Origin of the sequence: Paenibacillus cisolokensis (genome assembly GCF_050481165.1) — a bacterium.
GTDB classification, from domain to species: domain Bacteria; phylum Bacillota; class Bacilli; order Paenibacillales; family Paenibacillaceae; genus Paenibacillus_AH; species Paenibacillus_AH cisolokensis.
Map to the genome: position 1 here is coordinate 1 of NZ_JBCNFP010000130.1, position 14,454 is coordinate 14,454.

Annotated in this window: 9 protein-coding genes and 2 pseudogenes; all 11 read right to left on the reverse strand. The window is 50.2% G+C overall.

Features of this window, described 5'->3' with window-relative positions; all coding sequences use genetic code 11:
- Positions 1-148: pseudogene (locus ABEV74_RS19380) on the reverse strand (hypothetical protein); the annotation flags it as partial.
- 32 nt (positions 149-180) lie between these two features.
- Positions 181-522, reverse strand: coding sequence for a sigma factor-like helix-turn-helix DNA-binding protein (locus ABEV74_RS19385; RefSeq protein WP_430148625.1), 342 nt, complete (start codon positions 520-522; stop codon positions 181-183).
- Positions 523-611: 89 nt separating this feature from the next.
- The gene (locus ABEV74_RS19390; RefSeq protein ID WP_430148628.1) at positions 612-1,163 is read right to left on the reverse strand and encodes a hypothetical protein; all 552 of its coding nucleotides are present in this window, start codon (positions 1,161-1,163) and stop codon (positions 612-614) included.
- A gap of 73 nt (positions 1,164-1,236) precedes the next feature.
- Positions 1,237-1,479, reverse strand: coding sequence for a hypothetical protein (locus ABEV74_RS19395; protein WP_430148630.1), 243 nt, complete (start codon positions 1,477-1,479; stop codon positions 1,237-1,239).
- Positions 1,480-1,678: 199 nt separating this feature from the next.
- On the reverse strand, positions 1,679-2,335 hold the full coding sequence (locus ABEV74_RS19400; protein ID WP_430148633.1) for a hypothetical protein: 657 nt from the start codon (positions 2,333-2,335) through the stop codon (positions 1,679-1,681).
- A gap of 27 nt (positions 2,336-2,362) precedes the next feature.
- Positions 2,363-2,596, reverse strand: coding sequence for a hypothetical protein (locus ABEV74_RS19405; protein ID WP_488168588.1), 234 nt, complete (start codon positions 2,594-2,596; stop codon positions 2,363-2,365).
- Between the two features lie 504 nt (positions 2,597-3,100).
- Positions 3,101-4,400: pseudogene (locus tag ABEV74_RS19410) on the reverse strand (IS110 family RNA-guided transposase).
- 865 nt (positions 4,401-5,265) lie between these two features.
- Positions 5,266-6,141, reverse strand: a complete 876-nt coding sequence (locus ABEV74_RS19415; RefSeq protein WP_430148636.1) for a LacI family DNA-binding transcriptional regulator — start codon at positions 6,139-6,141, stop codon at positions 5,266-5,268.
- A gap of 69 nt (positions 6,142-6,210) precedes the next feature.
- The gene (rbsK, locus tag ABEV74_RS19420; RefSeq protein WP_430148639.1) at positions 6,211-7,116 is read right to left on the reverse strand and encodes a ribokinase; all 906 of its coding nucleotides are present in this window, start codon (positions 7,114-7,116) and stop codon (positions 6,211-6,213) included.
- Positions 7,117-7,132: 16 nt separating this feature from the next.
- Complete coding sequence (locus ABEV74_RS19425) at positions 7,133-8,152, reverse strand: LacI family DNA-binding transcriptional regulator (RefSeq protein ID WP_430148642.1); 1,020 nt, start codon at positions 8,150-8,152, stop codon at positions 7,133-7,135.
- Between the two features lie 356 nt (positions 8,153-8,508).
- Positions 8,509-14,412, reverse strand: a complete 5,904-nt coding sequence (gene proA, locus ABEV74_RS19430; RefSeq protein WP_430148645.1) for an anti-phage protein ProA — start codon at positions 14,410-14,412, stop codon at positions 8,509-8,511.
- Between the last annotated feature and the right edge of the window lie 42 nt (positions 14,413-14,454).

Consider the following 14,454-nt stretch of genomic DNA (forward strand, 5'->3'; position numbering starts at 1 on the left):
TGGGCTTTCGAAATTCAGGTTTATTTTTAATCAGATCCATTAGTTCGATTTTCATGCTTTGTAGGGCATCTTCCTGGGGCATGCGGATGTAACGACTCAACTCAATCATTTCGTTCTCGAACAACTTAATGATCGCTTGCATTGCTTCCTTATCATTATTCTACACTGCGATGATCAGCTTTAATAACTCATCATCCGAGATAATTTCTTCAGAGCTTTCTTTTTCCATTTGCTTACCCCCTGCTGCGATATGTTCAGTTCTTTTGCAATCTCCTTTTCTGTCTTATCTTCAAAGATCAGTTTTTTAAGGACATATTTTTCGGTCTCGCAGAGGGTGTTGTCGAACAATTGATTGATGTAAATGACCGATTCAATATGGTTGTACGGATTTACTGAATACGAAATATCGAAAGTGATATGAACTTCACGGGATCTTTGCTTGCGGGCTCCGTATTGGAGTCTCCAAGCAATTCTTTTCAGCTCAGCACGGCAAGAGTCATATAATGTAGCTGATGATTCCATTCTTTTGCCCTCCCTCCATAATTTCACCTCTATAAAATAGGTGTTGAGAAAGGGTAAAATACAACCGCAATAGGAACATGTGTTCCTGTTTATATTATAATAAAAATATACCAATCTAGCAAAAAAAACACCCCTAACCCAAGGGCCCGCAGATTTTCCTTCCAACCGTCGGATAGGTCATTGCGGATATTGAAGTAGTTCAGGAGGACAAACAGGCCGCCATTCTGCTTTACAATCCTCACGTCGCCCTTTCCCTTACTGACACCGGAGAAAATGTACCGCAGCCCGCGCAGGCTCAGGCGCACCGCCTTCGTCTTCGTTTCGGTTATCTTGCAAATATCGCTCATCATCGCCTTAATGAGACCGGCCAGCGCGCTCGAAAAGGAATTGATTCGGATCAGCGCCTTGAGGGTTGTCACCCGGCGATAAAAGAGGATGGCAAGCGCACGCCGTAAACTGGAACGAGGAATGTGGTTGGGCCTATCGCTCTTTGCGGTGGTCACGTAGATATAATCCTTCGTGACCTTTTGAATGACATTGGGGCGCCGCTCCTTCACGGTCAGAAAGGTATACCCTTCCTTGCCGAATTTGCGAAGAAACGCACGTTCCTTAGCCGCAGCCTTGATGTGAAAATGGTTCATAGCGGTTTGCTCGTGCAACCAGGCGGGAAACCCCGCCGATGGTTGCAGCGGAGCTTCCCTCCTTAGTTGGTCTTTATTTCCCTGCCCGTGAAAGGTTCTCTTTTTTGACTTCGACGCACTCGAAGCGTTCTTTATAGCCGTATGCGCCAGGATAGATCAGTACAAGCTTGTCGTAACCAACCGCTTCCCGGATCATCCATTTCACTTCGAAGTCAAACTCCGATACTTCCCGAATGACTTCCTCGCCAGTCGCAAGGGTCATGGTAAGTCTGAACGTATCGAGCACAGGAGCGTCCGACGCTTGTTCATGATTCATCTCGATTACCTCCTCGGGCCATTCTGCCCAAAGTTCCTAATGACCCTGCACGATCGCGAAAGAAATGGCTCGATCGGCGTATTCGGCGAAACGGGGCGTGCGGGTTGTGCGGCATGCAGCCCTGCGGGGCTCAATCAGCACCACAACGTCTAGCCCTCCCGACTTTGAGCGTAGATCACCCCATTTGAGACCGGCAAATTCATGCAGCCACTTCATACGGAGCGCACTCGCCTCCCAAAAGCCAACCTGACGCGATTTCAGGCATTCGTACTGCAAATAGTACCACCCCCCCCTCTTCCCTGCCGCCAAAGCCGCGTGTGACCGTGTAGACGTTCACCCAGCAGGCGATACCGAAGAGATTGTGGAGGACAATCCAGAACCAGGACAGCGCGGCTTTCGCACTTTTTAGAACGGACACCCGCTTCCGTACCGGTTTGGATAATGCCGGAGCGGGAGCAAGAGAAAGCCTGGCGGCCGCCGCTTGTTCCTCGATCTCCTGCAGGTAAGCAAACATATCCATTTGCTCGACTGCGGCCATCAGCTGCCAGCCCCTTTCGGCAAGCACACGGGCGCGCAGCGCACGGTAAGCGCGAAGCCCCAGGGAAACCGCGGTGCGAACCTCGGCGAGCGCAATATCGCGAATGCGAGGGCGCAGCAGGCGCGGATCGCAGATGACATAGCTGCCGTCCTCAAACACGACCTTGTTGCGGTTCGGGTTTTCGAACACGGTAGCCGGCTTCCAGGCAACGACCTTCCCGGGCTTCCCGACGAGACTGTTTGAATCAGCGTTCCAACCGGAACGGAGAACCACCTGCTCACCGGCCGTGTAAAGCGAAATCGAGCTCGTTTTTTTCATATGAATTACCTCCGAATGGGATATGGATTAGTCCTCGTTTTGCATCTGTACGGTTATGACCGGCTCAAAATCGTCGCCGGGCAGCAGCGTGACGTAAAGAGGGAACTCCTTAGAACGGCCTTCAATGGTTACGGTGAACGTAAATTCAAGCCGATCGCCGTTCGCTTGGAGCATTTCGCTCTTGAGCTTCAGGAGAAGCTTTGCCAGGCGCCCCATCTGCGTCTCACAGGCATCTTTCGCCGCCTCGTCCGGTTCGAGCATGTCGAACCAAACGGAGCGGGTTACGGCAACCGGAAAGATGATGCCGACACGCCGCGCATAAGTCGTTACATTAACTCTGCTGCCACTGTGAATTACCTCCCACTATAAAGTAATGTTTTCTCCTGTTTTCTCGCTTATTCTCAAGATTTCAACTTTGACAGTTTAAGAGGTACTAGTGGAGAATGTAGTCTGCACCACGATTTTTTGTAAGAGCGTAGGCGGGAACAGAGCTTGGGATCATTTTGTTCCGAAACTGTGGATAGTCTGATTATGATCGCACAGTGGATCTCCACATTCGCCCTTGGGGTTTACCCTCCCATGTCACGCCGGGTCTATGCCCTTACATTCCTTCGTTCTACCTCTCAAGGGGTGGATGCCGATTCTTGCTCCTTTACGGGGTCGTTGCCCTTATGGAATGTTGTGCTTCGGCTTCTCCGGTGCTTCCGTTGTCTGGTTGTTCACTTGTGAATAAAACGAAATTGCAGGTATCGTTGCTCTTGGTTATTAAGCGGCCTCTTGCTGCATTCGTGATTGCCAAACGGGACCGATAACGTCAATGGCGTTGTATGCTCTTTGCCTTGTCCCCAGCGTATGCAGGACTCGGATCAGCTTTCCACACAATGCGATGATGGACTGTTTCTTCTTCAGCGGATTCTGACTTCGCGTCGTGTAGTACTTGTGCAGCGCCTTAAACGCTTCGTTCTTTGCCACCATCGGCATCACCGCACGGAACAACAAGGCCCGCAGCCGCGACCGCCCTCGTTTGCTAATACCCGTCTTGCCCTTTCGCTTGCCCGAACTGTTTTCTTTGAGATTGAGTCCGGCAAGCCGAATGATTTTTTTGACCGTGATCGTAGTTGTTCAGATCTCCGACTTCAGCCAGAAATCCGGCAACGGTGATCGCTCCAACTCCCGGCACGGTTAGCATTTGCGCTGCTCCCGGAATGCTTTCCAAGATCTCCATCACCTTCGCCATGATCGTCTCCAATTGCTCATTGAATAAATCGAATTGACCCAGTAATGTGACTAGTTCCATTCGAGCCGCTACGGTTCCCTCCGTCAATCCAATGGAGACAGCAGCGGCAGCGCAGAGCGCTTCTGCACGCTTGATGCCAACGCCACGCTTCACTTCCGTCTTCCAGTAAGCCAGGACGTCTCTGGCCCCCTTGGCGACGATATCTGCTGGCAGCGGGAATGCTCGCATCGTCATGAGCGATGTCTTGCCGTCCCATTCCTTGAATACGCTGGTATACTCCGGAAAGAACCTGTCAAACCAGTTGCTGATGCGGCCTTTCACCTGCGCTAGACTGGCTGCCACTTTCTCCCGAAGGTTCATTAGAATGCGCAGCTCTGCGTATTCCTTGGTCGGCAGCTTCGGCTCGGAATATTTCCCGTTCCGAATGAGATCCGCGATGACTTTGGCATCCTTGTAGTCGCTCTTCGTCTGAGAGTTGTCCTCGAGCTCCTTCGTCTTGTTAACGTGATGCGGATTCACGACCACAACCTGAATTCCTTGCTCTTGTAAGAATGCCGCTAACGGAAACCAGTAGTGTCCAGTAGGCTCGATGCCAAACACGATGTCTGTCTTGCTATGCGCTTGCCCGAGCCCCTTCATCCATGTTGCCAGCTTCGTTAGCCCATCCTGATTGTTATGGAATACACAGTCTTTGCCAAGCTCGATTCCTCGAAAATCCACCGCTCGAGCAACATGAATCTTCTTGGCAATATCTGCGCCGACCACCAATGTCGATTCGGTAATACGTGTAATCCGTTGATTCTGCTTTTGTTTCAGCTTATACTTCATGTAGAGCGTCCTCCTTCAATTAGGGCAGTGAATGTCGACCATTCCGAGACCCAGCATACAGGAGGCGCTTTTTCTTTTCAAAGGGCAAATTACTTCATTACAGGAATGGCTCCTTTGAAAATAAAAAAAGAGCCGACGCGGAAGCGTTCAGCTCTTATTTCCAATTATGGGCTCAAACGAAAAAAAGACATACCTATGGTATGTTCGCCTTAATCCGTCCAAGCATAGTGTAGATTTCCCGTAGAAGGGACTCGTTCTTCGCCTAAAATATAGAGGCGGAGAAAATTAAGTAGTGGTTCGTATTGCCAATAATTATACCATGATAACTGGAGACTTTCAGTTTCTCCGAAAGATAAGTCAGCGCGCTGCCGGTGGAAAAAATCTCCCCCTGCTGTTTGTCCGCGCATCTTTTAATTGCCTCTTCAAGCGAGATACGAGTGGGTGTCGGCTCGGCAACTGAGCAATCAGCTGACGCAGTTCACTGGGGGAATACTCCAGCTCTACACGCACAACACCTTCGTCTACCGCTTTCCCTTTTGTATCAATTGCCACCATTAGTCCATCCCCCATTACTAAGGTTAGAGACCGGGCAACTCACCACCCGGTCTCTTCGGAATCCCTATTACCTGCCTTAGCGAACCTGGTTTACAACGCTAATGACGGAAGAATCGCCATCAAATTCGATGTAACCCGGTAAACCGATGCCAGCCGTCCGCAGAGAGACGTTTTTGACCTCGCGATCGCCAACGAGGAGTGACGAAAATCCGCAAGGATGAGGACCTGAACAGTTCCAGCAACGGATCTTCCAAGCGCTCGAACACGAAGGAATTGCCTGCCGCGGCTCCGCAGCTCTTACCTGGTGTTTCTATGGCTGCGACTTGGCGGGGGGATCGACCAATTCCGCCCATTCCGGATCGTCAAACGCAACCAGCGCCACCTGATCCGGGATGCGAATCCCTTTTTCCTTTAAATACTTGTAGCCGCCCAATGTCATCGAGTTGTTGGAAATAAACACCGCATCCGGCTTCTTTTCCTGTTCCATCAGTTCTTTCATCATCAAATAACCGCTCTCGGTATCGAAGCGGCCTTCCTTTATTAAATCTTCATGCACCTGAATGCCATAGTCTTCATGCGCTCTCATGTAGCCGGTCAGCCGGTCTTTCCCGGTGCTGATCGTCGGCTCGCCGGTAATGATCGCAATCTTTCGGTAGCCGTGCCGGATCAAGTGCTCCGTTGCGGAGTAAGCGCCGCTGATGTTGTTGCTCATAATGACGTCGCAATTCATAAACGGCGGGCAACGGTTTAGAAATACGATCGGCACGCCGGTTTGCTGCAGCGACCGGAAATAGTCGCCGGAATTTCCGGCCGACGATACGATGAGTCCGTCTATGCGTTTGCCGATCAACGTCTCCAGGTACTCCCTTTCCTTCTCGACGTTGGAATCTGTATTGCATAACAACACGTGGTAGTTGTTCGCTGCCAGTTCGTACTCAATCCCCCTGACTACGCTGGAAAAGAAGGAGTTGGCAACATCGCTTATGAGCAAACCGATCAACCGCGATTCTTTCAGACGCAAACTTTTGGCGATCACGTTGGGTTGATAGTTTAATTTTTTCATCACGCTATGTACCCGTTCTTTCACTTCATCGCTCACGTACTTCCTTCCGGTCAATACGTTGGATACGGTTGCCGTCGATACGCCTGCCATTTTGGCTACTTCTTTTACTGTCGCTCGCTTCATCTGCAGATAAACACCTTCTTTCATTTAACCGATTGACTGAATCATAGTACTGATCCTTTCTGGTGTCAATTATTTTCCAGCCAAATAAGCTTCCACCGCTGCAAGATCGGGCAACGATGCTTGCGCTCCCATCTTGCTTACCGTGATGGCCGCGACTAATGACGCATATTGAATAGCTGCCTCGAGATCCATCTTGTTGGACAATCCGATGGTCAGACCGCCGATGAATGAATCGCCAGCCGCGGTTGTATCGACAGGTTTTACGGGAACGGCAGGAAAATACTTGACCCCGGCTTCATTCATCAACATGCTTCCTTTGGCGCCGAGCGTCACAATCAAGTTTTGCACGCCCGATCCGTATAGTTTGGCCGACTTTTCTTCCAGACTGCCCGGACCGGGGCATAATAGATCAAGCTCGGATTCATTCGGGATCAGGATATAAAGACCCTCTAAAATTTGTTCGCTCAAGGGCTGCGCAGGAGCAGGGTTTAAAATGATTTTAACGCCTTTCTGTTTGCAGACCTGCACCGTATGTTCGATCGTTTCTCGCGGGATTTCCATTTGCATCAGGCAATATTCGGCATCGTCGAACAGATGCTCGTAGCGGTTAATTTGCGCCACGTCCACTTTGCTGTTGGCCCCCGAGAACACGACGATATTATTCTCTCCCCGATCGGAGACATAAATATAGGCTGTACCTGAAGGCTGATCTTCGTCCCATTCCACACCGGCCGCCTTTGTCCCGTTTTCAAGCAAGTTATCGTAAAGGCGCTGGCCGTGAGCATCTTTTCCGACCCGGCCGATCATGTGGACATCACCGCCCAAGCGACTCATCGCGATGGCCTGATTCGCCCCCTTGCCTCCTCCGTAATATTGCACGCTGCGAGCCATAATCGTTTCTCCCTCTACCGGGATATGCGGCACTCGAATGACGACATCCATATTTATGCTTCCGACTACGACAATTTTCGCCAACTTCATTCCCTCCAACCTATAAATTCGTTTTGGGCGGGGCTACGCTCTTTCGAATGTGCAGGGATGATTTCAGCTCTACCCTCTCTTCTTTTTGCGGAACTCCGTTAATCATGTCGATCAATATCGATGCCGAAACTTTTCCCATCTCGTATGCCGGTTGATTGACCGATGTCAGCGGGGTAGACAATATATCGCACAAAAAAATATCATCGTATCCGACGATCGAAAGATCGCCAGGGATATCCAAACCAAGCTGATGCGCCACTTCGTAAACACCGCAAGCCATCATGTCGTTGCAACTAAAAATAGCCGTAACCTGTTGCTCGAGCAGCGCACGGGCGCCATTCACCCCGCCGTCGATCCGGTAATCGCCTTCATACACATATTGGGGTTCGAATGGAATGCCCGCTTCTTGAAGCGCTTTTACATAGCCTTGATATCGGTCTCGCGCGCTTTTATTATGTAGCGGGCCGGTAATACACCCGATTTTTCTATGATTGTGATCGATAAGATGGCGGGTCGCCATTTTTCCGCCCAGCTCGTTGTCCAGATGCACCACTTGAATTCGTTCGTTATCAATCGGACGGTCCACGACGACTAATGGCATCCCGTTATCGGCCAGGTTGATGATTCCCTCATGATTCGAAACGACGGTGGATATAAAAATGATCCCGTCAACCCGTTTATCCCTCAAGACCGACAAATATTCCGTTTCTTTCTCCTGATTGTCGTTCGTATTACAAAGAATCACATTAAATCCGCTATTCCCTGCGTACTCTTCGACGCCTAATACGACTTCGGAAAAAAAGGCATTCGTAATATCCGGAACCAGCAGGCCGATCGTTCCCGTTTTTTTCGTAATAAGACCGGATGCGAGCGCGTTCGGCCGATAATTGTATTCATGAATAATATCCAGCACTCTTTTTTTGGTGGCTTCGCTAATATCATGATCCTTGCGATTGATCACTTTCGAAACGGTTGTAATCGAAACGCCCGCCAATCTGGCGATATCTTTAATCGTTATGATTCTCCTCACTCCTACATTAAAACCATGATTTTCTCTTTTTTCATGATTTCGACGAGCGAAAACCTTTTACTAAAACCTTTTCGTAGATATTGTAATCAAACCGCATCGTTTTGTAAACAATTTTTTCCTGAACTTCAGCCGAATTTGCGTAACCCGAAGCAGAATTACCCTTTTCATGGCTCCTTTCGCTGTGGAACGGCTCACTTGTCGCGTGACTTATGTAAAACGCTCCCCCCTTTTGCCCGAGATAACAAGTTGAGGGGGGGAGCCGTAACAGCCTTTATATGTTCGAGAGATGCTCTCTTTCTTCGTACCGGAATTGTCAAAAGGCGAACCGTCGAGATTATTATTGAACCGAAAATCCGCTATTCGCCATCATGCGATACCGATACATCACTCATTAAATAAACCCTTCCATCCCTGACAACAGCAGCTTTTTTCTTTATCGCCGCGTCGAGTCCTTGCAATACGGTTTTTTCCAAAGCCGTACCGGTTCTCGTGTATCCTAGTAATCTGACCGTTTCCCTAACCAAATCTTCCTGCGGCAAACTGATTTGAATGAACAAAATTTCTTTTATCGCGTTGGCGATCTCTTCCGGGGGCAAGTCTTCCGGGTTTCTGCGGTTCTGATCATTGTCAGGGACCCGGTATGTTTCATATTGGGAGGGCTTCGAATCACTGGGCCAATAGAACTCTTTTCCGTCCCAAACCGTCTTCTTCACCTTCATCGAAGTAAGCAGATTGCTAAAGTGCCGCTCGATACGCGCCCCCGAACGTGTTAAGCCCCAAGACTGTAGCACCCTCCTGACAAGCAGCGGTTTGCTGATGGGTCCTTCTTCTTCAATAACCTGTGCAATCTGCTTCCTGACCAGTTTCCCGTTCATAGGATTATAGAATTCCTCCGGCGGGAGCCCTACTGCAGAAAGACTAACCGGCTTGTAGACCTCTTTCCAAGATGGTTGCGTTACGGGACGGGCCTGTTTTGTTTGAGACGGTTTCACAACGTTTTGAACAGTTGCTGCCGCTTCTATTGCCCCCTGGGCAACCTCGTTCAGCCTTTCTTCCCGCTTACTTGCAGCAGCCGCTTTGACCGCCTCACGAATCCGTTGAATCTCCCTCTCTGGGTTATCCAGCCAATCCAAAGACCACACACGGTGTATGCGCCATCCGAGTTGTCTCAACACTTGTTCCCGGAGCATTTCCCGATCGCGGGCTGTTTTACCCGATTTATAACTGTTGCCGTCGCAGAGAATGGCCAGAACATAATCATCAGGCTGGTCCGGATTCACAATTGCCAGGTCGATCCGGTAACCGGAGGCGCCGACATGCAAATCCACTTTATAATTTTCTTTTCTCAATGCCCCAGCAATCTGCACCTCTAACCCCGTAGCCTCTTCCTTCATTTGATCCGCTTCAAATCGAAGCGCAGAGAGGCCTTTTTCCGCATACTCCAGAAACGCCCTCAATGCCTGGACCCCTTGCACCCGTGTTCTTGACACATCCAAATGTTCGGCTCGCAAAGTGGAAAATACGTGCATTTCACGACGCGCCCTGGAAACCGCAACATTCAATCTACGCCATCCGCCCTCCCGGTTCAACGGGCCGAAATTAAAAACAACCTTGCCTTGTTCATCTGGCCCGTAACCTATTGAAAAAAGAATGACATCACGCTCATCTCCCTGAACGTTTTCCAGATTTTTAATGAAAATGGATTCATACATCCGCGATGCGGCCAACTCCAGCTCGCTATCCTTGCGGAACGTCTCATCGAGCAGGTCCTCGATCAGCTTCTGTTGAGCGGAGTTGAACGTTACCACGCCAATACTAAACTTTGACAATTCAGGATCACGCAGACGGCGGACAATCTCCCCTATCACCCGTTCAGCTTCGGCTCGATTTTGCTTGCTCTTCCCGCGATCATAATAACCGTCCACCGGGTGCCATATCACACTTGACTTGCGCTCGTTCGGTGAAGGGAAGGTTAGCAGTTTATTTTCATAAAAATGTCGGTTGCTGAACGCGATAAGACTTTCATGTCGGCTCCGATAATGCCACAATAAATAGGTTTGGGGCATGCCGAGTGCAAGGCAATCGTCGAGTATACTGTCAAGATCCTCCAGAACAACTTCGTCATAAGCATCGTCACCCGTCGTCGTCGTGAAGAAGCTGGTGGGAGGCAACTGTTTGGGATCTCCCACAACAATTACATTTCGCCCGCGGGCGATTGCACCGATCGCCTCACTCGTTGGCAATTGGGAAGCTTCATCGAATATGACAAGATCAAATGGCGCATATTGAGGATCCAAGTATTGAGCGACGGACATCGGACTCATGAGCATGCACGGGCAGATCCGGCTGAGCAAATTCGGAATTTGCTCAAACAGCTTGCGAAGCGATATTCCCCTTCCGCCGCTCCGAATGGCACGAAGCAAGATTCCCATTTCGGAATTGGAGGCCACTGCCTGGTTCTGAAGCGGGGGAATTCTAGCGGCAAGCCGAGCTGCGATCTCCTGCCTTGTCAATTTCTCGAACCGTTCGATCGTCTCCTGGAACCCTTTTATTTTTTCTTCAAACAAACGTCCGGAAAACGATGCCAACTGTTTGTCCGCTTCGAGAATGTAATCAATCGCCGCCTTCCACCAAGCACGTTCAAAAGCCAGCAAAACCTCCTGGTGCTGAAGCTCTCCGCCTTCATACGCAAACACCAGGGATGACAGACCGGATGTTATCGCCCGTTCCCGGACTTGCCGCCAACTGCACCACTCCCGTAGTGTCCCGATGTGCTGTCTCCACTGTTGCGCCTTCTGCTCACGGTAATCGAACCATGTTGCAGTTCCCCGCTTCTGATCCAGCCCGTTAAAATCTATTTTCAGTAGATCCGCCAATTGTTCTTCCAGCAGCCTGAATTCCTGTTTGGCCGTCAAAAAGCGTGCAATTACTTCCCCATGTTGCTCCAGAAAGGCGGCTCTGCCCGCCGACAGCATTCCCGCAAGACGCTCTCTAGCCAGTTGTGCTTGCCCTTCGTCCTGATACAAGCGAAGCAAAGACTGATGAAGCTTTCTAACCCAATCATTCACTTCCTTTACCGCTTCCCAGTCCGCTTCTCCCCCGTTCCACAGTTGTCCCAACAATGATGCCGCCGCCGGTTCCAATTGTTTCAGTGCGGCATTTTCGGATTGATACTGGATAATGTACGATAAAGTTTCGGGCGTTTCTTGTTTTATAGGAGCCGAACCTGAAACGGCCATCCGTTTCAGCATCCGGTAAATTCGATTCTGCTTCAAGTATTTGGGCAGAAACCATTGCAGTTCCGCCTTTCTCCATTCGGAGAGCGCCAATTGCGCATCGAAATTCAGGGCTTCGTTTGTAAATTGCGCCAAAATACGCAAACGCGAGTCATTCCGCAAACTTCCATGCTGAGCAGCTCTTGCTACTTGCTCGCTTGCCGTATCCATTCCTTCCGCAACCAGAAGACGAACCGGAACGAATTCCGGCACGGCTTGAAGAAGCTCTCCCACTTCACCAACCCGCTGCATAATTTCCGGCGTAGGCCGCTCAAAAGGAAAACCGATACGATTTACAAGCTCGAAATAAGCCGCTTGAACTTCTTCCAGCCTGGTCGCGTAGACGGCCAACCGTTCCTCGACTTGTACCCGCATGGACGGGGTATACGCCGTACATTTCGCATCAGACCATGCATGACCTGCCGGATGTCCGGTTGCTTCTCCCGCAGCACGAAGCTCGCTGACCAAATCTGCCCAGATCATAGACTGTTCCTGCGTCATGCTCCCCACGATTACAGGGTCTAACGTAACCGAGGAGGATGACGACTTCACCCGGTCGTAACGGACGATCGCTTCATAAAGCGAAGCGCCAAAATTATATTTCCGGTGCAAGGAGACGCAGAATTCTTGGAGCTCGCTTCGGTACGCCGCCAATCTTTCCGCGAGTGCGTTCCACTCTTCCGGCGAAGCCGTGTGGGCTGTCTCAAGCGTTTGACGCAGCTGTTCAAGAACCGCTTTCTTCGTGCTTTTGTTGGAATGTAGCTCAAGACAAAACGGTCCCAATCCGATTTGCTCCAGCCGGCGTTGTACGACGCTTAACGCCGCCATTTTTTCGGCAACGAACAGTACGGTCTTGCCTTCAGCCAGCGCAGCGGCAATAATGTTTGTAATCGTCTGCGATTTTCCTGTCCCCGGCGGCCCGTGCAGAACAAAGCTTTTATCGCTGAGCGCCGCGCTGATGGCAGTGATTTGTGAAGAATCCGCACTGATCGGAAGCAGCAGTTGACCCGGAGCATAAAGTTCGTCCAATTTTTCGGCGTCAGGAAAAGATTCTCCAGGGTCCCATTCCATCCGCCCGGACATTAAACTGGCGACCACTTTATTTTTGGCCAAGTCATCCGCACGGTTCCGAATATCATTCCACATGACAAACCGGCTGAAGGAAAACAACCCGATAAAGGCGGATTCCACCACATCCCACCGCGGCAAATTCATAACGGCACGACGAATCATAGTAAAAACACCAGCGAGATTTATTCCTTTTTCATCGCGGGGGAGCGGGTCCAAACCGCCAATTTGGATGCCAAAATCTTGCCGAAGCATCTCCAGCATCGTAATGTTGATTTGGGTTTCCTCGTCCCTGGAGCGAAGCACAAACCCGGCGCTTGTAGACCTTCTGACAAGTTCCACAGGAACTAACACGATAGGCGCATATCGCGGAATTTCGCTTTCGGCGGTCTCGTACCATTGAAGCAGGCCCAGCGCCAAATACAACGTGTTTGCACCGTTTTCCTCAAGGGATAGACGGGCGGAACGATAAAGATGAGTTACTTTCTCGACAAGCTCCTTATCGCTTGTATTAGCACGCAGGCGTCTGTTCAGAAATTCTTCATGAATAAGTCCTGCAAACGGATGATCTTTGCTTACACTTTGGAATAAATCCACGCTTCTTTCCGTCTTGTTGAAATCCGAAGGCCTCGGCAGCAGTTGAAACTCCTGTCTGTCAGCCAATGCGTCCTCAAGCTCGCTTAAACGGAAGTGCAGTAAAGGAAGCGCCGCTTTGGTAAGGCGAAAATTCAGCAACGTATTGCGCAAAGTATGATCAAGCAGTTTTCTTTCCCACTGTTTTTGCTTGGTTACCGGAATAGAATCCGCTTCTGCCGGCCGATCAAGAATCGTCATCTCATTAGGTGCTTCGAGGGTTGACGTCGATGTATGATTTTCCTCAGCAATTTTCCATCCTTCAGCCGTTGGAATTCGCATGGGAATCGGCCGAATTGCGCTTGCACGAGCACGTTTCACATCAATAAAACAGATAAAATTGTCGGGATCCGCCAAGTGAAGTGCCGCTGCTGCTTCCGCTTCTCGGAACGACGAATGATTGCCGGCGCACATCATGGTGGCTTCCACAACGCTTATTTCATGCACTCCCTCGGCAAGCCTTTTGGTAAGAAGCGTAACGTCATCCTGGACGCTTTCCGCAAACGTTTCCTGAGCGAGCCACACGCCAGGAAAAGCATGACCTTTCGTAAAGATCAACAGCGGATGTAATCCGACTGCCTCCAGGCAAGCTGCATAGAGCAGTGCAAGGTCGAGACAATTGCCCATGCCGTTTCCGAATACAGCTTCCGGCAACCGGATCCGCTGTCCTGCTTCCTCGAAGCTGGCAGGAGCAACGCAATATGTAATTTGATAAGCCTGCAGGGCCGAATAAATGGCTGCAGCCTGATACCGAACACGATTGGGATTTCGGCTTTGGTAGGCGTCAAAAGAGGGATTCCCAGTCCATTTCTCCAACCATGGCGCAGCATCGCCAATCACTTTGGCCACCGCCGGGTGATTCGGCATAATAAATGCCACAGCCATTTCCGGCATTGAGGACAATCCCCCCCATTGGTCGTAAGCCAGAACCGTAAGAGGGGAGTTTTCCTGAAACAGTATCTCCCCCTGCATGGCAACTTCAAGCTTCAACAGGCCGGTAAGCCGTTCCGTCAATCCCGCCAGGAAAGTGCCTGACAATGCAATATCGACCGTTCCAAGGTCCACTTCCTGCCCCGCGGGAACAAGATCGATAGTCTTGTCCCATTCCGGAGCAAACTCCGGTTCTGCTGTAATTTTGACAGTCACCTGATGTAGATCACGAACTGAAGTATTGCGAACAATCACATTTTGGACAATCGGCACAAAATTTTGCTGCATCGCGAAGTTTACAACATCGTATCGAAGCCAGGAGCAATCAAGAATCCTCTCTTTCCCATTCTCCAATTGCGGTCACTCCCCTTCACTTGACATTATATGTTTATTATA

Coding starts and splice junctions, on each gene's coding strand:
- ABEV74_RS19405 (WP_488168588.1), bottom strand. CDS start 2,596: ATGCTCGAACCGGACGAGGCGGCGAAAGATGCCTGTGAGACGCAGATG.
- ABEV74_RS19390 (WP_430148628.1), bottom strand. CDS start 1,163: ATGAACCATTTTCACATCAAGGCTGCGGCTAAGGAACGTGCGTTTCTT.
- ABEV74_RS19385 (WP_430148625.1), bottom strand. CDS start 522: ATGGAATCATCAGCTACATTATATGACTCTTGCCGTGCTGAGCTGAAA.
- ABEV74_RS19415 (WP_430148636.1), bottom strand. CDS start 6,141: ATGAAGCGAGCGACAGTAAAAGAAGTAGCCAAAATGGCAGGCGTATCG.
- ABEV74_RS19395 (WP_430148630.1), bottom strand. CDS start 1,479: ATGAATCATGAACAAGCGTCGGACGCTCCTGTGCTCGATACGTTCAGA.
- ABEV74_RS19400 (WP_430148633.1), bottom strand. CDS start 2,335: ATGAAAAAAACGAGCTCGATTTCGCTTTACACGGCCGGTGAGCAGGTG.